Raw genomic sequence first — 23315 nt, 5'->3', positions numbered from 1 at the left:
ATCTAGGCTTCCGGTAAATGGTCGATGCCGGTGCGGCCGGCGCTGGCGGGACGCGCTTGCGGCAGCGCCGGCGCCGACCACACGTCGGCCACCTGCACGCCGCTGAAATCGCACACCAGAACGCGTAGCTGGAAAGCGCGGCCGTATCGATCCGGCGCGGTCAGGGTGTCGATGGCGGCTTGCGCCAGCGCGCGGTGGAAGGCGTCGCCCAATCCGCGCTCGACCATCAACTCGGCGCCAAAGCGCGCGGTTTCGGCGGCGGCCATGGCGGCGCAGTCTTCCGGCGTGGCGCCGATGCGGCGCGCGATCTCCGCCACCAAGTCGGTATCGACTTCGCTGCGGTTGGCGTGGGTGATGGTTTCGCCCTGCGCGATCTTGGTCAGCTTGCCGACCATGACGGCCAGCACCACCAGGCCGATGCCCTGCGCCACCGCCTCGTCCAGCGCGTAACGCAGGAAGTCCCCCATCTGCACGAAGCAGGCGGACGGCAGCTCCGGACGCTCGGCGCGCAGCGTGGTCATGGCAAAGGTTTCGGTGCGGCCACCGGTGGTCAGCGCCACCATGTCGTAACCAGCGGTGGCGGCCACCTGCACACCTTGCACCACGCTGGCGCGCCACGCCGCCGTGGAATACGGCTTGACGATGCCGGTGGTGCCCAGGATGCTGATGCCGCCCAGGATGCCGAGGCGGGCGTTGGTGGTTTTCTTCGCCATCACCTGCCCATCCGGCACGCTGATGGTGACTTCGATGCCGTGTTCCGCCAGCAGCGCCGGCGCGGCTTCGCGCAGGTTGTCCGCGATGTTCTTGCGCGGCACCGGGTTGATGGCCGGGCCGCCGACCTCCAGCCCAAGGCCGGGCATGGTCACGGTGCCGACGCCTTCGCCGGCCACGTAGCAGACCGCGCCGGCCTGGCCGGGCAGCAGGCGCAGGTCCACCGTGAGGTGGGCGCCGTCGGTGCAATCGGGGTCGTCGCCGGCGAACTTCACGACCATGGCGTGCGCGTGGCCGCCGTCGCAGCGGCCATCGTGGATGGCGAATCGCACCCGGCTGCCGTTGGGCAGCAGGCTTTCGATTTCGTCCGGCACTTGACCATGGGCGAGCCCCAGCACCGCCGCGCGCGCGGCGGCGGCGGCACAGGCGCCGGTGGTGAAACCGGTGCGGGTGCCACGTTCGGCAGCCGCTTTTTCCTTCATCGCGCGGCCTTCTGACGCGCTTCGGCCAGCGCCAGCAAGGCGTGCAGCGCGGCCACCACCAGCGTCGACCCACCCTTGCGGCCACGGATGACAATCCACGGCACCACGCTGACTTCGGCCATCAGGTCCTTGGACTCCGCCGCCGAGACGAAGCCCACCGGCATGCCGACCACCAGCGCCGGCCGGACCTGTTCTTCACGGATCAGGCGCACCAGTTCTATCAGGGCGGTCGGCGCGTTGCCGATGCCGACGATGGCGCCGTTCAGCAGACCAAGGCGATGCGCCTTGCGCATGGCTTGTACGGCGCGTGTGGTGTCTTCGGCCTTGGCGGCCTCGATGACGTCCGCGTCGCTGATGAACTGGTGGGTCTTCATGCCGAAGTGGGCGAGACGCGGCTGCGACAGGCCGGAACAGATCATCTCCACGTCCGCCACCACGGGCGTGCCGCCCTTGAGCATGGCGGCTATGCCGGCTTCCACGGCATCCGCATGGAAGGCGGTCAGACCGTTGAAATCGAAATCGGCGTTGGCGTGGATCATGCGGCGCACGATGGGCCATTGCGCTTCGGTGTAATGGTGCGGGCCGACTTCGGCGTCGATGATGGCGAAGCTGTCGTGTTCAATGACCTGGCCCGCGCGGGTCAGCTGCTCGGTGACGGTGTTCACAGTGCTCATGCTGGCTGGTCCTCGAGGTGGGTATGGGTGTGGTTGTGCGTGTGCGCGTGCGAGTGGCCGTGACCCAGGTCATGCGCGATTTCGCGGTAGCTGCAGCCGTCGCACGGCAAGCGGCTGTCCTGCACGCCCGCGCGCAGGTCTTCCACACGCTGGTCCATCAGTTCGAAGATCTCCTTCTCGAAGCCGAAATGCTCGCCGCAGGCGAAGCGCACCTGTGGATACTGGCTGCGCAGATGTTCCACTTGCCGGTGGATGCGCTGCATCAGGGTGCCGGTGTACAGGTAGTAGGGCAGCACCACGATCTGCCGCATGCCCAGCAGCACCTGCCGCTGCACCACTTTCTCCAGACGCGGCCACGTGATGCCGGTAAAGGCCAGATCCACCAGCTCATGGTCACCTTCCTCCATCAGCCAGCGCGCCATCTTGGCCATGTCGCCGTTGGCGCCGCGGTCGGACGAGCCGCGTCCCAGCAGCACCACGCCGGTGGTGGTGGGGTCCGGCATGTCCAGCACGCCCATGGACTTGCGCAGGCGGCGCTTGAGGATGGCCAGTATCGGATCGCACGCGGTCAGGTGCGGCGCCAGCAGGATTTCCGCTTGCGGACAGGCCAGTCGCGCGTGCTCGATCGCCTCGGGGATCTCCATCTTGACGTGGCCGGCGGCGTTCAGAATCAGCGGCACCACCAGCACGCGGCTGGAGGTGCGCGCGGCGTTCAGCAAGGCGGCATTCATTTCCGGCGGCGCGAACTCGATGAAGCACAATTCAATGCGCCAATCCGGGCGGCGCGCGCGCCATTGATCCGTGAACGCGCGGATTTCCTGGTTGCCGGAATCCTCGCGGGAACCATGGCCGACAATCAGGATGGTGTCGAAGTGAGCTGGGTTCATGCGGTCGCCTTTCTGAAACGATGGGTAAATGTGGGGTCGTACAATTTGGAGCGCGCCAGGGTTTCCCAGTGCAGCGCGCCGAGCGTGGGGCTGGCGACGATCATGGCCTGGCTGGCGATGCCGGCTTCGCGGCAGCGCTGTTTGATATCGGCCAGCGTGCCGCGCACGATTTTTTGCTCTCCGGGCCAGCTGGCCTTGTGCACCACCAGCATCGGCGCGTCCTCGGCCCAGCCGGCGGCGCGCAGCGCGCTTTCCACCTTGTGCATCAGGGTGATCGACAGGAAGATGCAGATGGTGGTGCGATGCGCGGCCAAACTGGCGAGATCTTCGCCGTCCGGCATCGGCGTGCGGCCTTCGACACGGGTGAGGATCACGGTTTGCGTGACCTCGGGCAGCGTCATGGATTCGCCAGCGGCGGCCATCGATGCCATGGCCGACGATACGCCCGGCACCACCGACCAAGCGATGCCGGCGTCGCTGAGCGGACGCGCCAGTTCGATTAGTGCGCCATACAGGCCGGGATCGCCGGTCTGCAAGCGCACCACGGTCGCATGGCTGCGCGCCTGTTCGATCAGCCATGCGGTCATTTCCTCCAGCGTCATGTCCTTGGAATCGCGGATGGCGCAGCCGGGCGGCGCGTACAAGGTGACGGCGCGGTCCACCAATGAGCCGGCGAACAGCACCGCGCCGGCCAGTGACAGCAGCTTCTGGCCTTTGACGGTGATGAGTTCCGGGTCGCCGGGACCGGCGCCGACGAACCAGATTTTTCCAAGGGATGTCATGCGATGCTTACTCCTGAATATTTAAGCGCGTCGAGCAGGGCGTCAACGCTGCGTGGCGCGGGGCCGGCTGGCAACACGCCGCGCGTCACCAGTTGCGCATGCAGCGCCAGCGCGGCCGGCGGGCGCTGGCCGGCGGTGCGCAGCAGGTCCGCCTGCGCGCACAGGTCTGGCGCCGGGCCGGAAGCGACGCAGCGCCCGGCGGCCATGACGTGGATGTCGTCCGCCCAGCGGTAGGCGAAGTCGATGTCGTGGGTGGACAGCAGCACCGTGACGCCGCGCGCGGCGAGCCGGTCCAGCAGTGCGGTGAGTTCGGTTTGCATGGGCGCGTCCAGGCCGGCCATCGGTTCGTCCAGCAGCAGCACATCCGGTTCCATCGCCAGCACACCGGCGATGCATACGCGCTTTTTTTGGCCGAAGCTCAGTTGATGCACCGGGCGGCGCGCTTGTTCGCGCAGGCCGACGGCATCGAGGGCGGCGGCCACGCGGCCGCGTACCGCATCGGCGCCCAGCCCGAGGTTGAGCGGACCGAAGGACACGTCCTCCTCGACCAGCGCGGAGAACAATTGACGGTCCGGGTTCTGGAACACCAGGCCCACGCGGCTGCGCAGCGTCGTGAGTCCGGTGCGGCTGTAGTCAAAGGCCTTGCCCTCGATGCGCAACTGCCCGGCGGTTGGACGCAGCAAGCCATTCAGGTGGTGCAGCACGGTGGTCTTGCCGGCGCCGTTGGCGCCCAGCAGCGCGTAGCGGCGGCCGCGTTGCAGCGACAGGCTGCAATCCCGCAGGCCATGGCTGCCGTCCGGGTAGACGTGCGAGACGGCTTGCAGTTCCATCAACGCGGCGTTCACAGGCGGTCTCCCACGGCCATCGCCAGCAGGATCGCGCCACCCAGCGCCGCCCAGCGTTGCTGGCGGCGCGCCAGTGGATAAGTGGCGGGCAGGAAGCGCAACACGCCTTGATAAGCGCGCGCGTCCGCCGCCATTTGCAGCGCGGCGGCACGCTGCCAGACTTGCACCGCCATCTGACCGGCCAGCATGCCGGTGGAACGCAACGTCTGGCGCCAGCCGCGATAACCGAGGCGTGCACTTTGGGCGGTGACGCTTTCGCTCCATGCCTGACGGAGGACGAACAACATGCGGTAGCACAGCGCCATCAAGTCCAGCAGCAGTTCCGGCACGCGCAGGCGGCGCATCAGTGCGAGCAAATCAGGCAGCGGCGTGGTCAGGACCAGGCCTAGCAACGCGGCCAGCATGGCGAGTGAACGCAGTGCGGTGTGGAGCACGGTGGGCAGCATGGCGTTGGTCCAACGCCAATGGCCTTGCGCGTCCGGGCCGGCCAGCATGGCCAGGCAGGAGAGCAGCAGGAAACCGAGCGGCGGCGATGCCGCGGCGATGTAGGTCCGCACCGGTACGCGCGCGCCCAGCAGCGCGACCAGGGCCAGCACGCACGCCAACAAGGCCAGCGTGACGGGGCCGCGCGCAAGCCACGCAGCGACCACGCCAGCCAGCGCGAACAAGGCCTTGGCCGACGGCGCCACATCGCGCCACCGGCTGGCGTATGCGGACGACTCAATCAGCACGCTGTTCCCGTGATGACGGCGATGCGGCATCGGCGGCGCGTGGCCGGCCCGCGCGCTCGCGGGCGACCGAGAGGCCCAGCCAGTAGCCAATGAAACCGGCGCCAATGGCGGCCTGTAACGCGAACAACAGGGAGGCGATTTCCTCGCTGGCCGGCTCGAACACCGGCGCGTACCAAGGCACATAGCCTGGTGCGATATCGGCTATCGCCTGCTGCGCGCGCGCGTCGGCGCCGCCGAACGCGGACGGCGCGCTCACCAGCCACAATGGCAGCACCGTCAGCAGCACGACCGCCGCGCACACCATCCAGGTACGCGCCTTCATGCTTGCCCCTTGCGCGCGGCGAGCGTCATGATCGGCAGCGCGCGCAGTTCATGCGCATTGAAGCGCAGCATGGCGTTCACCACCAGCACCGTCAGCAAACCCTCGCTGATGGCGATCGGCACCTGCGTCAGCGCGAAGATGCCGGCGAACTTGGCGAACGACACGCCGATCCCGCCCACCGCCGCCGGAAACGCCAGCGCCAGCTGCAGCGACGTGGTCACATAAGTCGCCAGATCGCCGAGGCAGGCCGCCAAAAACACCGCGGCCGAACGCCCAACGCCCAGCGACGACGCCGCGCGCAAAACGCCATACGACACGAAAGGCCCGACGACCGCCATCGAAAACACATTCGCGCCCAGCGTGGTCAAGCCGCCATGCGCCATCAGCAGCGCCTGGAACAGCAGCACCACAAAGCCCACCGGCACCATGGCCGCGGGCCCGAACAGCGCCGCGCCCAGGCCCACACCGGTCGGATGCGAACAGCTGCCGGTCACCGAGGGCAGCTTCAAGGCGGATAACAGGAACGCGAAGGCGGCGGCGACGCCCAGCAGCATGCGCCGCTCAGGATGCGCGTGCAGGTCACGGCCCACCGAGCGCAAGCCCCAGGCCAGAAAAGGCAAGGATACGGCCGTCCACCCGAGCGCGTGCGCAGGCGGCAAAAAGCCTTCCATGATATGCATTCGAAACCTCCCGTCGAATGGTCTATACGGACACCAGCGGGAGGAAGAGAGACGGTCGACAGGAATGCGGGACGCGAATAGCCGGTCGACAGCGGCTTCCCGTCACCCCGGGGATGGTGCTGACTTTTTGGGCCGGTATTCTGGCTCGCCTTCATCCTTCTCCGTGTCTTCCCGCGGTTTATCGCAGTGACGTGATGACGGAGTCGTCTGGCTTACAGCAGCGGGGGCTGCACCGGATTCACACCGGTTTCCCGTTTAACGCCATCCCTGGACAGGGATGGGCGCACCCAAGCGTTGCATCTTACACCACACCGGCGACGCGTGCCAAGCGGAACACCGAAGCCGCCGCAGCCGGTATCATGCATGCTGGGACACACGAAAGGAAATCTATGTCAGCACTGGGAAAAGTGTATTTGATCGGAGCTGGACCCGGCGCGGCCGACCTGATTACCGTGCGCGGCGCGCGCCTGCTGGCGCAGGCCGAGGTGGTGCTGTACGACGCGCTGGTCACGCCCGAGATGCTGGCGCTGTGCCCGGACGCCGCGTTGATCTCGGTCGGCAAGCGTTCCGGCCAGCGCTCCACGGCGCAAGCCGTCATCAATCAGCAACTGATCGACTGCGCGCGGCGCTACCAGCTGGTGGTGCGCCTCAAGGGCGGCGACCCGATGCTGTTCGGCCGCGCCGACGAGGAATTGCGCGCGCTGGAAGCCGAGGGCATCGCGGTGGAGGTGGTGCCCGGGATTACCACCGCGCTGGCGGCGGCGGCGGCCACCAAGCAGCCGCTCACCAAACGCGGGCTGGCGCGCAGCGTGGCCTTCTTCACCTCCAGCACCGCGCCGGATGAGCCGGACCACCCGGCGCTGCCGGAAACCGACACCCTGGTGCAGTACATGGGCGGGCGCGAAGCGGCGGCTACCGCCGCGCGCCTGCTGGCCGAGGGCCGGCGCCCCGACCTGCCGGTGGTGGTGGTGGAAAACTGCAGCCGCGCCGACCAGCGCATCCTGCGCCTGCAGCTGTCCGACCTGGCCGCCGGCCTGGAAATGGCGCACGGTCCGGTGCTGGTGATGATCGGTGAAGCGTTGCAGCAACGCCAACATCAGGTAAGTTGAAACGCCGCAAGAAAATACTGGTATTATATACAGTATCGCGCGCCGCCGGCACGATCCAGCCCAAGGTCGGCGCAAGTAATCAAACCCGGCTATAGTTATGGGTTGACTCTAAAGGCAAAAAATCCCATGGAACAGATCCGCATACGCGGCGCACGCACGCACAACCTGAAAAACATCAATCTCGACCTGCCACGCAACAAGCTGATTGTGATTACCGGCTTGTCCGGCTCCGGCAAATCGTCGCTGGCGTTTGACACGCTGTACGCAGAGGGCCAGCGCCGCTACGTGGAATCGCTGTCGGCCTACGCGCGCCAGTTCCTGCAACTGATGGAAAAGCCGGACGTGGATCTGATCGAGGGCCTGTCGCCGGCCATTTCGATCGAGCAGAAAGCCACCTCGCACAACCCGCGTTCGACCGTCGGCACCGTGACCGAGATCCACGACTACCTGCGCCTGTTGTACGCGCGCGTCGGCACGCCGTACTGCATCAACCACCCGGACCAGGCGCTGGCCGCGCAGACCGTGTCGCAGATGGTGGACGCGGTGCTGGCCCTGCCCGAAGGCACCAAGCTGATGATCCTGGCGCCGGTGGTGGCCAACCGCAAGGGCGAGCACTCGGACCTGTTCGAGCAAATGCAGGCGCAGGGCTTCATCCGCTTCCGCGTGCAGAGCGGCACGCACGACGCCAAGATCTACGAAGTGGACGACCTGCCCAAGCTGAAGAAAACCGAGAAGCACACCATCGACGTGGTGATCGACCGCGTCAAGGTCAGCGCCGACATCAAGCAGCGCCTGGCCGAAAGCTTTGAAACCGCGCTGCGCCTGGCCGATGGCCGCGCCGTGGCGCTGGAGATGGACACCGGCGTGGAACACGTCTACTCCAACAAGTTCGCCTGCAACACCTGCGGCTATTCGCTGCAGGAGCTGGAGCCGCGCCTGTTCTCCTTCAATAACCCGATGGGCGCCTGCCCGGAGTGCGACGGCCTCGGTCACATCGAGTTCTTCGATCCGAAGCGCATCGTCGCCTTCCCCAACCTGTCGCTGGCCTCCGGCGCGGTGAAGGGGTGGGACCGTCGCAACCAGTTCTACTTCTCGATGCTGTCCAACCTGGCGGCGTTCTATGAGTTCGACCTCGACCTGCCGTTTGAAAAACTGCCGAAGACCGCGCAGGAAGTGGTGCTGAACGGCTCCGGCAAGCAGCAGATCCCGTTCACCTACGTCAATGAGCGCGGCCGCACCGTGGTCAAGGAACACACCTTCGAGGGTGTGGTGAACAACCTGGCGCGCCGCTACCGCGAAACCGATTCGATGGCGGTGAAAGAGGAACTGGCCAAATTCATCAACGAAAAGAAGTGCCCGTCGTGCGAAGGCGCGCGCCTGCGCGTGGAAGCGCGTTACGTCAAGGTCGGCAGCGGCAAGCAGGAACGCGCCATCTACGAGATCGCGGAGAAGCCGCTGCGCGACACGCTGTCGTTCTTCGAACAGCTGAAACTGCGCGGCGCGAAAAAGGAGATCGCCGACCGCGTGGTCAAGGAGATCATCTCGCGCCTGCAGTTCCTGAACAACGTCGGCCTCGATTACCTTTCGCTGGACCGCAGCGCCGACACCCTGTCCGGCGGCGAGGCGCAGCGTATCCGTCTGGCGTCGCAGATCGGTTCCGGCCTGACCGGTGTGATGTACGTGCTGGATGAACCGTCCATCGGCCTGCACCAGCGCGACAACGACCGCCTGATCGACACGCTGAAACACCTGCGCGACATCGGCAACAGCGTGCTGGTGGTGGAACACGATGAGGACGCGATCCGCACCGCCGACTACATCGTCGACATGGGCCCGGGCGCGGGCGTGCACGGCGGCGACGTGATCGCGGCCGGTTCGCTGAAGGACATCCTGAAGAACAAGAAATCGCTGACCGCGCAGTACCTGAGCGGCACGCGCAAGATCGAAGTGCCGAAGAAGCGCCACGTGGCCGATCCGGACAAGCAGCTGGTGATCACCGGCGCCACCGGCAACAACCTGAAAAAGGTCAACCTCAAGCTGCCGGTCGGCCTGATGACCTGCGTGACCGGCGTGTCCGGCTCCGGCAAGTCGACGCTGATCAACGACACGCTGTTCCCCGCGCTGTCGCGCCACCTGTACGGTTCCCAGACCGAGCCGGCGCCGCACGACAGCATCTCCGGCCTGGAACACTTCGACAAGGTGATCTCGGTCGACCAGGCGCCGATCGGCCGCACACCGCGTTCGAATCCGGCCACCTACACCGGCCTGTTCACGCCGATCCGCGACCTGTTCGCCACCGTGCCGACCGCGAAGGAACGGGGCTACAGCGCCGGCCGATTCTCGTTCAACGTCAAGGGCGGCCGCTGCGAGGCCTGCCAGGGCGATGGCGTGATCAAGGTCGAGATGCACTTCCTGCCGGACGTATACGTGCCGTGCGACGTCTGCCACGGCAAGCGCTATAACCGCGAAACGCTGGAAGTGCAGTACAAGGGCAAGAACATCACCGAGATCCTGGACATGACGGTGGAGGACGCGCACGAGTTCTTCAAGCCGGTGCCGCTGATCGCGCGCAAGCTGCACACGCTGCTCGACGTCGGCCTCGGTTACATCAAGCTGGGGCAGAGCGCGACCACGCTGTCCGGCGGCGAGGCGCAGCGCGTCAAGCTGTCGCTGGAGCTGTCCAAGCGCGATACCGGCCGCACGCTGTACATCCTGGACGAGCCGACCACCGGCCTGCACTTCCACGATATCGACCTGCTGCTGAAAGTGATCCACCGCCTGCGCGACCAGGGCAACACGCTGGTGATCATCGAGCACAATCTCGACGTGATCAAGACCGCCGACTGGATCGTCGACCTGGGTCCGGAGGGCGGCGCGGGCGGCGGCAAGATCATCGCCAGCGGCTCGCCGGAAGAGGTGGCGGCCAACCCGGCCAGCGTGACCGGCAAATACCTGGTGCCGCTGTTGAAGTAAGATGAAACGCGACCTCGCCACCACGCGGCTCGATCACATGATCGACATCGTCCAGCAGTACGCGCTGGACGAGCAGCGGGTGGCGACCACCATTCCCTTCCTGTCGCTGCTGCGCTCATCGCATCCCACGCCGGTGACGCGCGGCGTGCTCAAACCCTCGTGCTGCGTGATCCTGCAAGGCCAGAAGCGCGTGCATCTGGCGGATGAGGTGCTCGACTACGGCCCCGGCGAATACCTGGCGGTGTCGGTCGACATGCCGGCCTCCGGCCACATCGTCAGCGCCACGGCCGACCATCCCTACCTGCTGCTCAACATCGAACTCGACCCGCAGGAGATCGCGGCGATCGTGCTGGAGGCGCAAGTCAGCATCGACACGCAGCAGCCGGTGCGCGGCGCGTTCATCGGCCACACCGACGACGCCTTGCAGGAAGCCTTGTACCAGCTGGTGCGCTTGCTGCACGCGCCGGCGGCGGAGGCGGCCTTCTTGGCCGTTGGCCTGAAACGCGAAATCATCTACCGCATGCTGACCGGCCCCGATGGCCGCCAGCTGTACCAGAACATCGTGCTGGACCAGCAGGACCGGGGCATCAGCAAGGCCATCGCCTGGCTCAAGGACCATTACGACCAGCCGATCAAGGTGGAGGACCTGGCGCAGGCCACCAACATGAGCGTCTCCAGCCTGCACCATCGCTTCAAGGCCGTGACCACCATGGGGCCGATGCAGTATCAAAAGCAGCTGCGGCTGCAGCAGGCGCGCACGCTGCTGCTGAACGGCGATGTCGACGCCAGCACCGCCGCCTACAAGGTGGGTTATGAAAGCGCCTCGCAATTCAGCCGGGAGTACCGCCGCCTGTTCGGCGCGCCGCCCATGCAGGACATCAAGAAACTCCGGACTACACCATGAAGATCAACAGGAAGCGCCTGGTGCCGCTGGGCGTGGGATTGTTCGCTTTCGCCATCCTGGCGCTGATGGCCGACATCGCGTGGTCGGTCAGGCAGCAGCAGCTGGACCTGATCACCAATTTCTACAAGGACCATCTGGCGCGCCCGGAGACGCGGCAGGCGAGCCAGCTGCCGTCCGGCTCATTCTTCTCCAGGGATCTGGAAGCGCTGGTGGACGCCAACCTGCAGTTGTGCGACAGCCTGTCGCGCGGCGACGATGTCTGCGGCTATGGTGCCGACGGCGATGTCTTCCTCGATGCGCAGGAAGTGGCGCCCACGCTGGATTTCGAGCGCGCGCACTTCAAGGTGGAAAGAGCCGGCGACAACGTCGTCGAAGCCAGCTTCAATATCCATCCCGACATGGGCTCGGCCTACGACCGCCTGATCCGCTTCGTGCTGGTCGACGAGACGGACGGCTGGCGCGTGGACGACATGCTGTACTCGCAGGGCCGCTCGATGCGGCAGGAACTGCAAAAGGAAAACGCCAACATACTGGCGCGTGCGCGCGATCTGTCCGATACGGCGGGCTGGGTGTTCAACTATCTTAGGAACCAGGACATGCTGGACCGCGCGGTGCGCTTCATCGCCTTCCCGGTGCAGGTGTGCGACCCGTACGGCGTATGCGCGGCCATGAAGCGAGACGACATGCGCCTGATGCAGGCGCTGGATGCCCTGGCCGACAGCGGCGCCGGCGCCACCGCCCTGCCCAAGCCGGGCGAGGTGGTGGCCGGCGAAGGCAAGGTCGTCGCCATCAACGCCCTTGACTTCACCTTCCAGAACAAGGCCTGGTGGGTTACGAAGATTGATTTGCGACGGTCTTCTTCTCCGCCTCCACCCAATCCTTGATGTGCGTTTCCAGCACATCCATCGGCAACGCGCCCGCGCCCAGCACGTGGTCGTGGAACTTGCGGATGTCGAAACCGGCGCCCAGCTCCTTGCGGGCATAGTCGCGCAGTTCGAGGATCTTCAGTTGGCCGATCTTGTAGCCCAGCGCCTGGCCAGGCCAGACGATGTAGCGGTCGGTCTCGCTCTGCACTTCCACTTCCTCGATGCCCGAGTGGTCATGGAAGAAGTCCACCACCTGCTGACGGCTCCACTGCTTGTAGTGCAGGCCGGTGTCTACCACCAGGCGGATCGCGCGCAGCATCTCGTCCTGCAAGTGGCCGTAGTAGCTGTATGGGTCCTTGTAGAAGCCTAGCTCCTCGCCCAGGCGTTCCGAATACAACGCCCAGCCTTCCACGTACGCCGTGTAGCCGCCTTGCTGGCGGAAGTCCGGCAGGCCCTTGATCTCCTGCGCGATGGTCAGCTGCATGTGGTGGCCCGGCACGCCTTCGTGCAGCGCCGTGGTTTCGATGCCGATGGTGGAGCGGTGTTCGAAGTCGCCGGTGTTGACCATCACGCGGCCCGGACGCTTGCCGTCCGGGGAGCCCGGCATGTAGGAGGCGCCGGACGCGCCCTTCTCCGCGAATTCCTCGACCGGCTTGATCTCCACCTTATTCTTCGGCAGCACGCCGAACTGGTTGGTCAGTTGCGGGTACATCTGGTCCGTGTACTTCTGATAGAGATCGATGATCTCCTTGCGCGATTTCGGATGCAGCGCCGGATTGTCGGCCACCGCCTTGTTGAAGGTCTTCAGATCGCTGTAGCCCAGCTTTTTCGCGGTGTCCAGCATCTGGCCTTCGATGCGCGCCACTTCGGCCAGGCCGAGTTGGTGGATCTGCTCCGGGGTCATGTCGGTGGTGGTGGACGACTTGACCTTGAAGGCGTAGCGCGCGCCGCCATCCGGCAGCGACCACATGCCGACTTCCTTGCGGCCGTATGGCAGGTATTTGGTCTTGGTGTACACGGCCAGTTTTTTATAGGCCGGCGCCACGTCCTGCTTCACGGCGGCCAGCACTTCCTTGCTCAGGCGTGCCTTGTCGGCGGCCGAGAACTCTTTCGGGAAGCGCTTCAGCGGCTCGGCATACGGCGAATCGGCCGGCTTCATGGCCGCCACGTCCTCGCACTGCTTGACGATTTTCGGAATCAGGAACTGCGGCGGCATCAGCTTGTCCTTGACGCCGTTTTCCATCTGCGCGCGGGTCTGGTCGAACAGCTTGGGCAGGGCGTGCAGGCGCTTGATGTAGTCCTCGTAATCCTTGACCGACTCGAACGGCAGCGCGGCGACGATTTGCGGCGTGTCGAGGTGGACGCCCGAGTTCTGCGCCAGCGGCATTTCCCAATCCTTGAAGCGGGCGCCTTCCACGCTCTGGCGCAGCTGACGCACCATCAATTCGCGGTTCAGTTGTTCCTGCAGCGGGAAACCGGTGGTGTCGACCGCTTCAAAACGCTTGAGGAAGTCGGCGCTGGCCTTGATGTCGGCGTCGATGCCGGCTTGCGAGAGGTCGGACCATTTGTCGTTGTAGCGCTTGTCGCCGAGCAGCGACGCCCATTCCGGGCTGTTGCGCATGGTGTATTCCCACTGCTCTTTAATCAGCTGGTTCAGGGTCGCACGGCGCGCTTCCAGGTCGGGAGCGGCGGTGTCGGCATGGGCCACGCCCAGGATCAGGGAGAACAACAAGGCGCTGGCGGCGCCGATACGGGTAGTCGTTGTCATGTTGGCCAATCTTGTAAAAATGGTGAGCGTGCACTGTAACCGTCCGCGCGGCAAGGCGGGCGGGAATTGTGACGAAATGCTAAAACCCCGGCATGGATTGCAGAATCAGGCAACCATGCGGCAGGAATCCCACTGATGCGGCGCGGCGTGGATTTCTAGAATGGCTCCATCAACCTACCAAGGAGCCTGTCATGCACACCATCGATCACATCTACATCAACGGCCAGTTCGTCACGCCGCACGGCGAGGAATTGTTCGATCTTATCAATCCGACCACGGGGCGGCTGGACGGCCGGGTGCGCCTGGGCGACGCGGAAGACGCGCGCCGCGCCATCGCCGCCGCCAAGGCCGCCTTCCCGGCGTTCTCGCGCACCACCAAAGCCGAGCGCGGCGCCATGTTGCAACGCTTGCACGACGCGGTGCTGGCGCGCGCCGGGGACGCGGCGGCGGCGCAGGTGGAGGAATATGGCGGCCCGCTCAACAACAGCATCGGCCGCTCGCGCTACACGGCCAAGATGTTTTTGGATGTCAAAAAGGTAATGGACGAGCACGCGTTCGTGAAAACCGTGAACACGGCCAAGGTGGTGCTGGAACCGGTCGGCGTGGTCGGCATCATCACGCCGTGGAATTCCAGCGCCTGGTTTATCGCCAACAAGGTCGCGACGGCGATCGCTGCCGGTTGCACGGTGGTGGTCAAGCCGAGCGAACTGAGCGCTCGCCAGAACCAGATCCTGACCGAATGCTTCCATGCTGCGGATCTGCCGCCGGGCGTGGTGAACATCGTCAATGGCCGCGGCGACGTGGTCGGCGCCGAACTGAGCGTGCATCCGGACGTGAACAAGATTTCGTTTACCGGCTCCACAGCGGTGGGTAAAAGTATCGCCCGGCTTGGCGTCGATACCATGAAACGCGTGACGCTGGAATTGGGCGGTAAAAGCGCCAATATTATTCTGGACGATGCGGACTTTGAAAAAGCCATACCGGCCGCGATTCAAGCCTGCTTCATGAATAACGGCCAGGCTTGCATCGCCGGCAGCCGGCTGCTGGTTCCTGAAGAGAAACTGGAACTGGTGAAGCAACTGGTTAAAACCGCCGTGGAGGCGGTTAAGGTCGGCGATCCCCATCAATCCGAAAATACTCTCGGCCCGCTGGTAAATCAAAAACAGTTTGAACGCGTGCAGCGATATATTCAAGTTGGAATAGACGAGGGCGCTGAATTAATCGCCGGCGGCGTCGGCAAGCCAGTTGGCCTGGAGTCCGGCTATTTCGTCAAGCCGACGGCGTTTATTAACGTCACCAACGACATGACGATAGCGCGCGAAGAAATCTTCGGCCCGGTTTTATCGGTGCTCACTTATAAAACCGAAGAGGAAGCCATCCATATCGCCAACGATACGCCGTATGGTTTGCAGGCCTATATCAGCTCGACCGACCTGGAACGGGCCAACCGGGTGGCCCGTTCCATTATCGCCGGCCGTGTGCATATCAATGGCATTCATGACGACTTGATTGCGCCGTTCGGTGGATTCAAACAGTCCGGCATCGGCCGCGAGTTCGGGCCATATGGGCTGGAAAGCTACCTCGAACCGAAGGCGATTCTGGGTGTGGAGGCGCAATATCCACGCTAAGCCCCTGAGAACCGGCCTTTTCATGCCAAGAATAAGCATGAAAAGGCCAAATTTCAGCATGGAAGCCTAGAAGTAGATAAAGTCTTCGTTCTGGCTGGGCAACCGCCGCAAAATGCTCCACAGCTTGCTGCGCGCGGTTATGAACACAACGACGGGAACGATCAGTAATAAGGTAACCATGTCGGCCTCCATATTTCGCACGCCTGTGCGAAATTAGTTTAAATAAAACCGCAGGGCGCACCTGCGGCGTTTCAGGGGTTGCTGTAGGTTGCGATCAGTCGGTTGAAAGCGCTCTGCATATATTTTGGCGCCGGCTCTTCCCGTAAAAACCGGCTATCGTGAATTAAACCCACGATTAAACTGTAAATCTCATACACTAACTGGCCGGGATCGGTATCCGGTTTTAATTGGCCTAATTCAATCGCCTGCAAAATGGTTTTACGCAAAGAGGCGCGCCATGCCTCCACACCTTTTTGCAAACGATCACGCAACGGGCCGTTTTGATCGTCATATTCAAATGCGCCGGCGCTGTATAAACACGAATTCCGCACGCCCTCGTCCACCGTACGGCGGGCCCAGGCATTTACCTGCGCAATTAAACGGGGTAATCCACGGGGTAATTGCAGCGATGGCAGGAATATCTCTTCCGCAAAGCGGCGGTCATATTCATCCAGCACGGCGGTTTGCAATGCCTCGAGTGAGCCGACGCGGGAAAAAACCCCGCTTTTACTAATGCCGGTGCGCTTGGCCAATTCACCCAGCGACAGCTTGCCGATGCCTTCCGCCGCCGCCATGTCCAATGCGGCACTAATAATAGTGGCGTAGGTGGCCTCGCTTTTTGCTGTCAAAGTATCCATGGCTGAACTTTAGCACACCCGTGCGAAATCACAAGCAAAAAAAACAGCGCGCAGCGGTCGATCCGCTGCGCGCTGTTCCTGTCTCCTCCCGGCCGGCTTATCGCGCCAGACGCTTCTCGAGGTCGGCTTTCACTGCCTTCAGTTCTTCAGGCAGGTGGTAGGCCAGCTTGGTGAACAGTTCTTCGTGCAGTTTCAATTCTTCGCGCCATGCATCCTTGTCGATCGAGGTGATGGTCTCGAACTCTTCCGGCGAGAACGGGATGCCGTCCCAGTTCAGGTCGCCAAAGCGCGGGGTGGTGCCGAAGATGTTCTCGATACCGCCGGCCGTGCCTTCGATACGCTCGAGCATCCATTTCAGCACGCGCATGTTGTCGCCGAAGCCGGGCCAGACGAAGTGGCCTTGCTCGTCGGTACGGAACCAGTTGACGCAGAAGATCTTCGGCAGCGTGGCGCCATCGATCTTGCCGACCTTCTCGCCCAGGTTCAGCCAGTGCTGGAAGTAGTCGCTCATGTTGTAGCCGATGAACGGCAGCATGGCGAACGGGTCGCGGCGCACCACGCCCATCTGGCCGGCGGCGGCGGCGGTGGTTTCCGAACCCATGGTGGCGGCCATGTACACACCCTCCACCCAGTTGCGGGCTTCGGTCACCAGCGGCACGGTGGTCGAACGGCGGCCACCGAAGATGAAGGCCGAGATCGGCACGCCGGCCGGATCGTCCCAGGCCGGGTCGATCACCGGGTTCTGGGTCGCGGCCACGGTGAAGCGCGCGTTCGGGTGGGCCGCCTTGGAGGTCGATTCCGGGGTCCAGTCCTTGCCTTGCCAGTCGATCAGGTGCTGCGGCGCCGGCTTGCTCAGGCCTTCCCACCACACGTCGCCGTCATCGGTCAGCGCAACGTTGGTGAAGATGGTGTTCTCGCGCAGCGAGGCCATGCAGTTGTAGTTGGTTTTCTCGTTGGTGCCGGGGGCCACGCCGAAGTAGCCGGCTTCCGGGTTGATCGCGTACAGGCGGCCATCCTTGCCCGGCTTGATCCAGGCGATGTCGTCGCCGATGGTGGTGATTTTCCAGCCCTTGAAGCTCTCGGGCGGGATCAGCATGGCGAAGTTGGTCTTGCCGCAGGCCGATGGGAAGGCGGCCGCCACGTAGTGCTTCTTGCCTTCCGGCGATTCCACGCCCAGGATCAGCATGTGTTCCGCCAGCCAGCCGGTGTTGCCGTCCTGCGCATCCTGGAAGCCCATGTTGGAGGCGATGCGCAGCGCGAAGCACTTCTTGCCCAGCAGCGCGTTGCCGCCGTAGCCGGAACCGAAGGACCAGATTTCGCGGGTTTCAGGGTAGTGCACGATGTATTTGGTGGAATTGCATGGCCATGGCACGTCCTTCTGGCCGGCTTTCAGCGGCGCGCCCACGGTGTGCACGCAAGGCACGAACTCGCCGTCGGTGCCCAGTACGTCGTAGACAGCTTTGCCCATGCGCGTCATGGTGCGCATGTTGACCGCCACGTATGGCGAATCCGACAGTTCCACGCCGATGTGGGCGATAGGCGAGCCCAGCGGGCCCATCGAGAACGGCACCACGTACATGGTGCGGCCGACCATGCAACCATCGAACAGCGGATGCAGGGTGGCGCGCATTTCGGCCGGGTCCATCCAGTTGTTGGTCGGGCCGGCCTGCTCCTTGGTGGCCGAGCAGATGAAGGTGCGGTCTTCCACGCGCGCCACGTCGGTCGGATCCGAGCAGGCCAGGTAGGAATTAGGACGTTTTTCCTGGTTCAGCTTTTTCATGGTGCCGGCGGCAACCATTTCCGCGCACAGGCGGTCGTACTCTTCTTGCGAGCCATCGCACCAGTAAATGCGGTCCGGCTTGGTCAGGGCGGCGATCTCGGCCACCCAATTGATGAGCTTTTGCTGTTTGATGTAAGCTGGGGCGTTCAATGGTGCGACGCCACCCATTACTGGTTGATTCATGGTACTTCTCCAATGCTAATTAAGAATTCTGTGGCGGCAGGATCGTCGTCAGCTTTTGGCCAGGCGCTCAGAGCTCCATTCGAAATGGGTCGGCGGTCGTACGGCGGTCGTGCGCGGCCCGGATCTGGTCGTCGGGCCTTGGTTTTTCGGCCGATTGTACACCCCTCAACAGGTGTTCCATACAAAAATGTAGGAGAATTGGTTGACTAAAGTAGTAAGCTATTCGGCTTGAGTTGGAACCTGTTATTTCCCTACGAAATTAACCAAAACATCGCTTATCTTTCATGAAAATCGCCATACTCGATGATTACCAAAATGCAACTCAGAGCCTGAAATGCTTTGAGTTGTTGGCAGACCACGAAGTAAAAGTGTTCAACAGCACCACGCGCGGGCTGGGCCAGCTGGCCATCCGGCTGGCGCCGTTCGACGCGCTGGTGCTGATCCGCGAACGCACCGCGTTCAACCGCGCCCTGCTGGCCAAATTGCCGAATTTGAAACTGATTTCGCAGACCGGCAAGCTGGCCAGCCACGTCGACGTGGGCGCCGCCACCGAACTGGGGATCGCGATCGCCGAGGGCGTGGGCTCGCCCACCGCGCCGGCCGAACTGACCTGGGCGCTGATCATGGCGGCCGCGCGCAAGATCGTGCCGTATGCGAACAACCTGAAGGACGGCCTGTGGCAAACCGCCTCGATCAATCCGGCCCTGAACGGGCTGGGCTTCGTGCTCAAGGGCCGCACATTGGGGATCTGGGGCTACGGCAAGATCGGCCAGACGGTGGCCGGGTTTGGCCGCGCGTTCGGCATGCGGGTGACGGTGTGGGGCAGCGAGGCCAGCCGCGCCAAGGCGGAGGCCGATGGCCACACGGCGGCGGCCTCGCGCGAAGCGTTCTTCGAGCAGGCCGACGTGCTGAGCCTGCATCTGCGGCTGAACGACGCCACCCGCGGCATCGTCACCGCCGACGATCTGGCGCGCATGCGGCCCAGCGCGCTGTTCGTCAACACCAGCCGGGCGGAGCTGGTGCAAACCGACGCGCTGGAGCAGGCGCTGCAGCGGGGCCGTCCCGGCCACGCCGCGCTGGATGTCTACACTTCCGAGCCGTTGGCGGCGGATTCGCCGCTTTTAAGGATACCGACCGTGCTGGCCACGCCGCACCTGGGCTACGTCGAGCAGGATAGTTATGAGCTGTACTTCCGCCACGCGTTCCAGAACGTGGTGGACTTCGCCAACGGCGCCCCGGCCAATATCCACAATCCGTACTACGCCGCCAACGCGCGCCGCTAGTCGGTCTGCTCCGGCACTTCCGGCAGGCCGGTGAGGTTGATGCGCGGGGAGGGCATCACATGCACCTTGCTCCACAGACCGGCCCAGCCGGGCGGCCAGCCGATGTCGGGGCCGGCGTACGGCGGCAGCGAGGCGCGGACCGGGATCACCGGCACCGGCGGCATGTCGGTCAGCGGGCCGCCGTCCGGCCGCCGCATGTCCAGGCTGTACATATAACCGGGCAGCAGGGCATCGCACACTTGGGCAAACCAGGCGGTGTGATCTTCATCGCGCCCCAGCGCATGGGCCAGACCCTGCGGATCGAAGCGGGCCAGCGCATGAATCAGCTCCTCGGTGGTGGCGCCCGGCGAATCGCCCCAGCCCATGACCGGATTGCTGTTGTAGTCGGCGCCGGAGCCATACCAGCCCTCGCGCCAGGAGCGCTGCATCCAGTCGCGCGGACCGGTGAACAAATGCCAGCGCCAGTGTAGTCCGGACGGCTTGGGCCAGGAATACAGGTACAGCTTTTGATAGCCGGCCTGGTGCAGCTCGCGCACCACCGCCATCAGGCGCGCGTGCGGCATGCGGTCGGGCGGGGCGCGGCGGAACAGGATGGCCTCGCCGTCGGCGAACTGCACCTCGTCGGTGGACAGATTCAAATCGAGCGTGCGCGACTCGTTGCCGAAGCGGGCGGAGATCCAGCCGGTCAGCAAATTGACCGTCGTGATCACGCCATAGCCACGGTGGCGATGGAAAATAACAGTGCCGGGAGCGAGCGCTTTCATAGTCTGCAAACGAACAAAGAAACCAGTGTAGACATAGTACGCCGAAGTTTCCAGTCCGGCGTATCGGTTATCATGCACATCATTTTCATTTGGCCCGAGCTTACACCATGACCCTGCGCATTCTCGCCACCGGCGGCACTTTCGACAAACACTATAACGAATTGAACGGCAGCCTCGGCTTTGCCGACAGCCACGTGCCGGACCTGCTCAAGCGCTGCCGCCTGACCATCGACGTCGCCCTGGAACAGCTGCCGCTGATGGATTCGCTGGACATGGTCGACGCAGACCGCGAGCGCATCCTGGCGTCATGCCGCGCGGCGTCCGAACAAGCCATCGTCATCATCCACGGCACCGACACCATGCCGCAAACCGCGCAAGTGCTGGGCCCCGCCAATCTGGGCAAGACCATCGTGCTGACCGGTGCCATGATTCCGTACGAGATCGCCAACTCCGACGCCCTGTTCAACCTCGGCTTCGCCGCCGGCGTGGCGCAGACCCTGCCGGCCGGCGTGTACGTGGCCATGAACGGCAAGATCTTCGCCTGGGACAACGTGCAGAAGAATAAAGCGGCCGGCGTGTTCCAGCCGCTGTGACGACTAGCTGCGCGGCGGCGTGAACAGATGCTGCGGCGCGTCCGGCGCGTAGATATTCAACTGCAAGTGGCTGGCGGCCTGTTCGCGTAGCGGATCGAGGCCAGGCGCCGCGAGATCGGCCTGATACGTGGCCAGCGCCTGCACCAGATCGCGCACGCGCATGCTCATCGCCGTGGCGGTGGCGGCCGGCGTGTTTTTCACGGCGGTCAGCGCCGCCAGCTGGGCGCTGTTCAGGCCGGCCGTTTGCGCGGTGCTGAAGACGTTGGCCTGGGCCGGCGTGAAAGCGCTGAGCTGGGCCGTCGACAGCACCCGCAACTGCGCGCTGCCCAAGGCGCGCAGGTCCGAGGTTTCAATCGCCGCCAGGTCCTCCTTCTCCAGCGCGGCCAACGTGCTCTTGTTCAACGCCCCGACTTGCGCATAGGTGAGCCCGACCATCTGGTCGGTGGTCAGCGCCACCGCTTGCGCGCTGCTCAGGCTGGCGATCACCTGCGTGGTCAGGCCGCCAAACTGCGCGCTGCCGATGGCCACCATGTCCTGCGTCGACAAGGACTGGTATTGGCGCGAACTCAAACCCGCCAATTGCTGCGAGCCCAGCGCGGCGAATTGCGCATCGCTCAGCGCCCGCAACGAGGCCGTGGACAGCGCCGCCACCTGGCGCGCGTTGAGCGCCGCGACCTGATCGGTATTCAACGCGGCCACGTTGGCGGTCGACAGCGTGGCGATCACGCTGGTGTTCAATGCCGCCACATCCTCCGTCTCCAGGCTGGCGACGATGGCGGTGTCGAGCGCGCGGAACTGATTGCTGCTCAAGGCCGCCGACTGCGCCACCGTCAGCGCGCGCGCCTGGTCGCTGGACAACGCACGCACCTGGTCGTAGCGCAGGCCGGCCAGCGCGGTCGGTTTCAAGGCGGCGATTTCCTCCGGCTGCATCTGCGCCATCAGCGTGCTCGACAAGGCGCCGATATGCTGGCTGCCCAGCCCGGCCGCCTGTGCCGTGGTCAGCCCTAAAATCTGGTCGCTGCGCAGCACCGCGAATTGTTTGGCGCTGAGGCCGGAAATCGCCGCGCCGCTGAGCGCCGCGAAATCCTCCTGCTCCAGCGCGGCGACCGCGCTGGTCGAGAGCGCGCCCACCTGGGCTGCGGTCAGGCGCGCGGCCTGGTCGCTGGTCAACGCCACCGCCTGCGCGGTCGTCATGCCGGACAAGGCGGCCGTGCGCAGCTGGCCGATCTGGTTGGTACTCAAATAACTGATGTCATGTGCGGCGCCGCCCAGCGCCGCGAACTGCGCCGAGTTCAGCGCGGCGATAAACGCGGCCGGCAAGGCGCCCAGGTTTTCGGCCTGGATCGCCGCCAGGTTCTTGGTCGCCAACCCGCCCAGCTGCGCCGCGTTGAGACTGGCGACTTGCGCCGTGCTCAGCGCGAGGAACTGGTCGCTGCGCAGCGCGTTCAGGCTGGACGAGGTCAGCGCCGCCACCTGGCGCGGCGTCAGCGCGCCGATCTTGCCGGCGTCGAGCAGCGTCAGGAAGCGCGTGGCCAGGCCGCTGATGGCGCCGGTGCCGAGCGCGGCCAGTTCCTCCTTGTCGAGCGCGGCGAAGCTGCTGGTCGACAGCACGTTCAATTGATGACTGCCGAGACCGCTCAGCCCGGACGTGCTCAACGCATGCAAGCGATCGACATTGAGCGCCTGCACCTGGCGCGTGCCCAGCGCGCCGACCTGATGGCTGCGCAACGCCTGCAACTGGTCGGTGTTGAGGGCCAGCACCTGATTCACATTCAACACGCCGATCTGGCGCGTGCTGAGCGCGGCCAGATCCTCGGTCTCGATCGCGGCCAGCTCGGTGGCGCTGAATTGCGCCAGCAGCGCCGTGCCCAGCGCGCCGATCTGGCGCGTGCTGAACGCGGCCACCTGGTCGGGGCGGAACATATCGCTGCCGGGCGTGCGCTGGCTGGGCAGGAAAGGCAGCTGGGTCACCGTCAGCGCGCTGATCTGGTCGGTGGTGAGCGCGCGCACCTGCGCCGCCGTCAGCGCGCGCAGCTGCATCTCGCGCAGCAGCGTCAGTTGCTGGGTCTGCATGGCGGCCAGCGCCTCGGGCCGTATCGCGCCCATGCCGGCCGCGCTCAGCACCAGCGCCTGCGACACGGTCAGCGCGCTGAGTTGGCTGGCGGTGAGGGCGGCGGGGAAGCGTGTGGTCTGGGTGGCGACCGTCAACTGCGACAGGCCGAGCGCCGCGAAGTCGGCGTCCTCGAGCGCGGTGACGCTGGCGGCGGGCAGCGCCGACAACTGCTTGGCGCTGAGCGCGCGGGCTTGGGCGGTGGTCAGGGCGACCACGTACTGGGTGGGCAGCGCGGCGAAGTCAGCAGGGGTAAGGCTGGCGATCAGGCGCGTGCCGCCGGCCGCGAATTGCGCGGTCGTCATGGCGGGGTTAAAGCTCATGGATTTTCCTTTTCTAGTACGCTGAAGTGGACCGGCGGACGAACCCGGCCGCCGCACACG

The 23315-nt window shown here is 64.7% G+C and carries 20 protein-coding genes and 1 riboswitch; of the genes, 7 read left to right on the top strand and 13 right to left on the bottom strand.

Annotated features, from left to right (window positions below; genetic code table 11):
* Positions 1-2: 2 nt before the first annotated feature.
* The 8 genes from FHW83_RS14270 to FHW83_RS14235 are packed head-to-tail and all read right to left on the bottom strand — an operon-like array spanning position 3 to position 6114.
* Positions 3-1193: a cobalt-precorrin-5B (C(1))-methyltransferase gene (locus FHW83_RS14270; RefSeq protein ID WP_176646999.1), complete on the bottom strand. Its 1191-nt coding sequence runs from the start codon at positions 1191-1193 to the stop codon at positions 3-5.
* The gene (locus FHW83_RS14265) at positions 1190-1867 is read right to left on the bottom strand and encodes a precorrin-8X methylmutase (protein ID WP_176646998.1); all 678 of its coding nucleotides are present in this window, start codon (positions 1865-1867) and stop codon (positions 1190-1192) included. The genes FHW83_RS14270 and FHW83_RS14265 overlap by 4 nt, the downstream gene beginning before the upstream one ends.
* Positions 1864-2754 carry a sirohydrochlorin chelatase gene (locus FHW83_RS14260; protein WP_176646997.1) on the bottom strand — a complete coding sequence of 297 codons (891 nt, stop codon included), beginning with the start codon at positions 2752-2754 and terminating at the stop codon, positions 1864-1866. The genes FHW83_RS14265 and FHW83_RS14260 overlap by 4 nt, the downstream gene beginning before the upstream one ends.
* Positions 2751-3536 (bottom strand): precorrin-4 C(11)-methyltransferase, encoded by a 786-nt coding sequence (gene cobM, locus FHW83_RS14255; protein WP_176646996.1) that lies wholly within the window; start codon positions 3534-3536, stop codon positions 2751-2753. Before cobM ends, FHW83_RS14260 begins: the two co-directional genes overlap by 4 nt.
* Entirely contained in the window at positions 3533-4381 is an 849-nt protein-coding gene (locus FHW83_RS14250; RefSeq protein ID WP_373997215.1) for an energy-coupling factor ABC transporter ATP-binding protein, read from the bottom strand. The genes cobM and FHW83_RS14250 overlap by 4 nt, the downstream gene beginning before the upstream one ends.
* Complete coding sequence (gene cbiQ / locus FHW83_RS14245) at positions 4378-5112, bottom strand: cobalt ECF transporter T component CbiQ (RefSeq protein ID WP_176646995.1); 735 nt, start codon at positions 5110-5112, stop codon at positions 4378-4380. The genes FHW83_RS14250 and cbiQ overlap by 4 nt, the downstream gene beginning before the upstream one ends.
* Positions 5102-5434 carry an energy-coupling factor ABC transporter substrate-binding protein gene (locus tag FHW83_RS14240; RefSeq protein ID WP_176646994.1) on the bottom strand — a complete coding sequence of 111 codons (333 nt, stop codon included), beginning with the start codon at positions 5432-5434 and terminating at the stop codon, positions 5102-5104. Before FHW83_RS14240 ends, cbiQ begins: the two co-directional genes overlap by 11 nt.
* On the bottom strand, positions 5431-6114 hold the full coding sequence (locus FHW83_RS14235; protein ID WP_176646993.1) for an energy-coupling factor ABC transporter permease: 684 nt from the start codon (positions 6112-6114) through the stop codon (positions 5431-5433). The genes FHW83_RS14240 and FHW83_RS14235 overlap by 4 nt, the downstream gene beginning before the upstream one ends.
* A 112-nt stretch (positions 6115-6226) precedes the next feature.
* A riboswitch (cobalamin riboswitch) is annotated at positions 6227-6420 on the bottom strand.
* A gap of 83 nt (positions 6421-6503) precedes the next feature.
* Here FHW83_RS14235 and cobA point away from each other — a divergent pair.
* The 4 genes from cobA to FHW83_RS14215 all read left to right on the top strand — a co-directional run bounded on the left by cobA (position 6504) and on the right by FHW83_RS14215 (position 11984).
* Positions 6504-7223, top strand: a complete 720-nt coding sequence (gene cobA, locus FHW83_RS14230; RefSeq protein ID WP_176646992.1) for a uroporphyrinogen-III C-methyltransferase — start codon at positions 6504-6506, stop codon at positions 7221-7223.
* 126 nt (positions 7224-7349) lie between these two features.
* Positions 7350-10196, top strand: a complete 2847-nt coding sequence (gene uvrA / locus FHW83_RS14225) for an excinuclease ABC subunit UvrA (protein WP_176646991.1) — start codon at positions 7350-7352, stop codon at positions 10194-10196.
* A 1-nt stretch (position 10197) separates the two neighbouring features.
* Positions 10198-11100, top strand: a complete 903-nt coding sequence (locus tag FHW83_RS14220; protein ID WP_176646990.1) for an AraC family transcriptional regulator — start codon at positions 10198-10200, stop codon at positions 11098-11100.
* On the top strand, positions 11097-11984 hold the full coding sequence (locus FHW83_RS14215; RefSeq protein WP_176646989.1) for a hypothetical protein: 888 nt from the start codon (positions 11097-11099) through the stop codon (positions 11982-11984). The genes FHW83_RS14220 and FHW83_RS14215 overlap by 4 nt, the downstream gene beginning before the upstream one ends.
* On the opposite strand, the gene FHW83_RS14210 is transcribed toward FHW83_RS14215, so the two are convergent.
* Positions 11932-13734, bottom strand: coding sequence for a DUF885 family protein (locus FHW83_RS14210; protein ID WP_176646988.1), 1803 nt, complete (start codon positions 13732-13734; stop codon positions 11932-11934). The two genes, FHW83_RS14215 and FHW83_RS14210, sit on opposite strands and share 53 nt — an antisense overlap.
* A 191-nt stretch (positions 13735-13925) precedes the next feature.
* Between FHW83_RS14210 and FHW83_RS14205 the strand changes: the two genes are divergently transcribed.
* Positions 13926-15362 carry an aldehyde dehydrogenase family protein gene (locus tag FHW83_RS14205; RefSeq protein ID WP_176647047.1) on the top strand — a complete coding sequence of 479 codons (1437 nt, stop codon included), beginning with the start codon at positions 13926-13928 and terminating at the stop codon, positions 15360-15362.
* A gap of 251 nt (positions 15363-15613) precedes the next feature.
* On the opposite strand, the gene FHW83_RS14200 is transcribed toward FHW83_RS14205, so the two are convergent.
* Together FHW83_RS14200 and FHW83_RS14195 are read right to left on the bottom strand one after the other, a co-directional pair.
* Entirely contained in the window at positions 15614-16219 is a 606-nt protein-coding gene (locus tag FHW83_RS14200) for a TetR/AcrR family transcriptional regulator (protein WP_176646987.1), read from the bottom strand.
* Between the two features lie 97 nt (positions 16220-16316).
* On the bottom strand, positions 16317-18182 hold the full coding sequence (locus tag FHW83_RS14195) for a phosphoenolpyruvate carboxykinase (GTP) (protein ID WP_176646986.1): 1866 nt from the start codon (positions 18180-18182) through the stop codon (positions 16317-16319).
* Between the two features lie 284 nt (positions 18183-18466).
* Between FHW83_RS14195 and FHW83_RS14190 the strand changes: the two genes are divergently transcribed.
* A complete protein-coding gene (locus FHW83_RS14190) occupies positions 18467-19465 on the top strand; it encodes a D-2-hydroxyacid dehydrogenase family protein (protein ID WP_176646985.1) in 999 nt (332 codons plus the stop codon).
* On the opposite strand, the gene FHW83_RS14185 is transcribed toward FHW83_RS14190, so the two are convergent.
* On the bottom strand, positions 19462-20229 hold the full coding sequence (locus FHW83_RS14185; RefSeq protein ID WP_176646984.1) for an L-asparaginase: 768 nt from the start codon (positions 20227-20229) through the stop codon (positions 19462-19464). The two genes, FHW83_RS14190 and FHW83_RS14185, sit on opposite strands and share 4 nt — an antisense overlap.
* Before the next feature lie 107 nt (positions 20230-20336).
* Here FHW83_RS14185 and FHW83_RS14180 point away from each other — a divergent pair, with 107 nt between their 5' ends.
* A complete protein-coding gene (locus FHW83_RS14180; RefSeq protein WP_176646983.1) occupies positions 20337-20822 on the top strand; it encodes an asparaginase domain-containing protein in 486 nt (161 codons plus the stop codon).
* Between the two features lie 3 nt (positions 20823-20825).
* On the opposite strand, the gene FHW83_RS14175 is transcribed toward FHW83_RS14180, so the two are convergent.
* Positions 20826-23255, bottom strand: coding sequence for a hypothetical protein (locus FHW83_RS14175; RefSeq protein WP_176646982.1), 2430 nt, complete (start codon positions 23253-23255; stop codon positions 20826-20828).
* Between the last annotated feature and the right edge of the window lie 60 nt (positions 23256-23315).

It is taken from the genome of Duganella sp. SG902 (genome assembly GCF_013376005.1).
In the GTDB taxonomy this organism is placed as follows: Bacteria; Pseudomonadota; Gammaproteobacteria; order Burkholderiales; family Burkholderiaceae_D; genus Rugamonas.
This window is presented reverse-complemented; position numbering and strand designations above follow the sequence as displayed.

Excerpts from the sequence above, each read along its gene's own strand:
- FHW83_RS14270 (WP_176646999.1), bottom strand. The coding sequence starts at position 1,193 with ATGAAGGAAAAAGCGGCTGCCGAACGTGGCACCCGCACCGGTTTCACC.
- cobA (WP_176646992.1), top strand. The coding sequence starts at position 6,504 with ATGTCAGCACTGGGAAAAGTGTATTTGATCGGAGCTGGACCCGGCGCG.
- FHW83_RS14240 (WP_176646994.1), bottom strand. The coding sequence starts at position 5,434 with ATGAAGGCGCGTACCTGGATGGTGTGCGCGGCGGTCGTGCTGCTGACG.
- FHW83_RS14260 (WP_176646997.1), bottom strand. The coding sequence starts at position 2,754 with ATGAACCCAGCTCACTTCGACACCATCCTGATTGTCGGCCATGGTTCC.
- FHW83_RS14215 (WP_176646989.1), top strand. The coding sequence starts at position 11,097 with ATGAAGATCAACAGGAAGCGCCTGGTGCCGCTGGGCGTGGGATTGTTC.
- FHW83_RS14210 (WP_176646988.1), bottom strand. The coding sequence starts at position 13,734 with ATGACAACGACTACCCGTATCGGCGCCGCCAGCGCCTTGTTGTTCTCC.
- FHW83_RS14200 (WP_176646987.1), bottom strand. The coding sequence starts at position 16,219 with ATGGATACTTTGACAGCAAAAAGCGAGGCCACCTACGCCACTATTATT.
- uvrA (WP_176646991.1), top strand. The coding sequence starts at position 7,350 with ATGGAACAGATCCGCATACGCGGCGCACGCACGCACAACCTGAAAAAC.
- FHW83_RS14175 (WP_176646982.1), bottom strand. The coding sequence starts at position 23,255 with ATGAGCTTTAACCCCGCCATGACGACCGCGCAATTCGCGGCCGGCGGC.
- cobM (WP_176646996.1), bottom strand. The coding sequence starts at position 3,536 with ATGACATCCCTTGGAAAAATCTGGTTCGTCGGCGCCGGTCCCGGCGAC.
- FHW83_RS14235 (WP_176646993.1), bottom strand. The coding sequence starts at position 6,114 with ATGCATATCATGGAAGGCTTTTTGCCGCCTGCGCACGCGCTCGGGTGG.
- FHW83_RS14220 (WP_176646990.1), top strand. The coding sequence starts at position 10,198 with ATGAAACGCGACCTCGCCACCACGCGGCTCGATCACATGATCGACATC.
- FHW83_RS14265 (WP_176646998.1), bottom strand. The coding sequence starts at position 1,867 with ATGAGCACTGTGAACACCGTCACCGAGCAGCTGACCCGCGCGGGCCAG.
- FHW83_RS14190 (WP_176646985.1), top strand. The coding sequence starts at position 18,467 with ATGAAAATCGCCATACTCGATGATTACCAAAATGCAACTCAGAGCCTG.
- FHW83_RS14205 (WP_176647047.1), top strand. The coding sequence starts at position 13,926 with ATGCACACCATCGATCACATCTACATCAACGGCCAGTTCGTCACGCCG.
- FHW83_RS14185 (WP_176646984.1), bottom strand. The coding sequence starts at position 20,229 with ATGAAAGCGCTCGCTCCCGGCACTGTTATTTTCCATCGCCACCGTGGC.
- FHW83_RS14180 (WP_176646983.1), top strand. The coding sequence starts at position 20,337 with ATGACCCTGCGCATTCTCGCCACCGGCGGCACTTTCGACAAACACTAT.
- FHW83_RS14195 (WP_176646986.1), bottom strand. The coding sequence starts at position 18,182 with ATGAATCAACCAGTAATGGGTGGCGTCGCACCATTGAACGCCCCAGCT.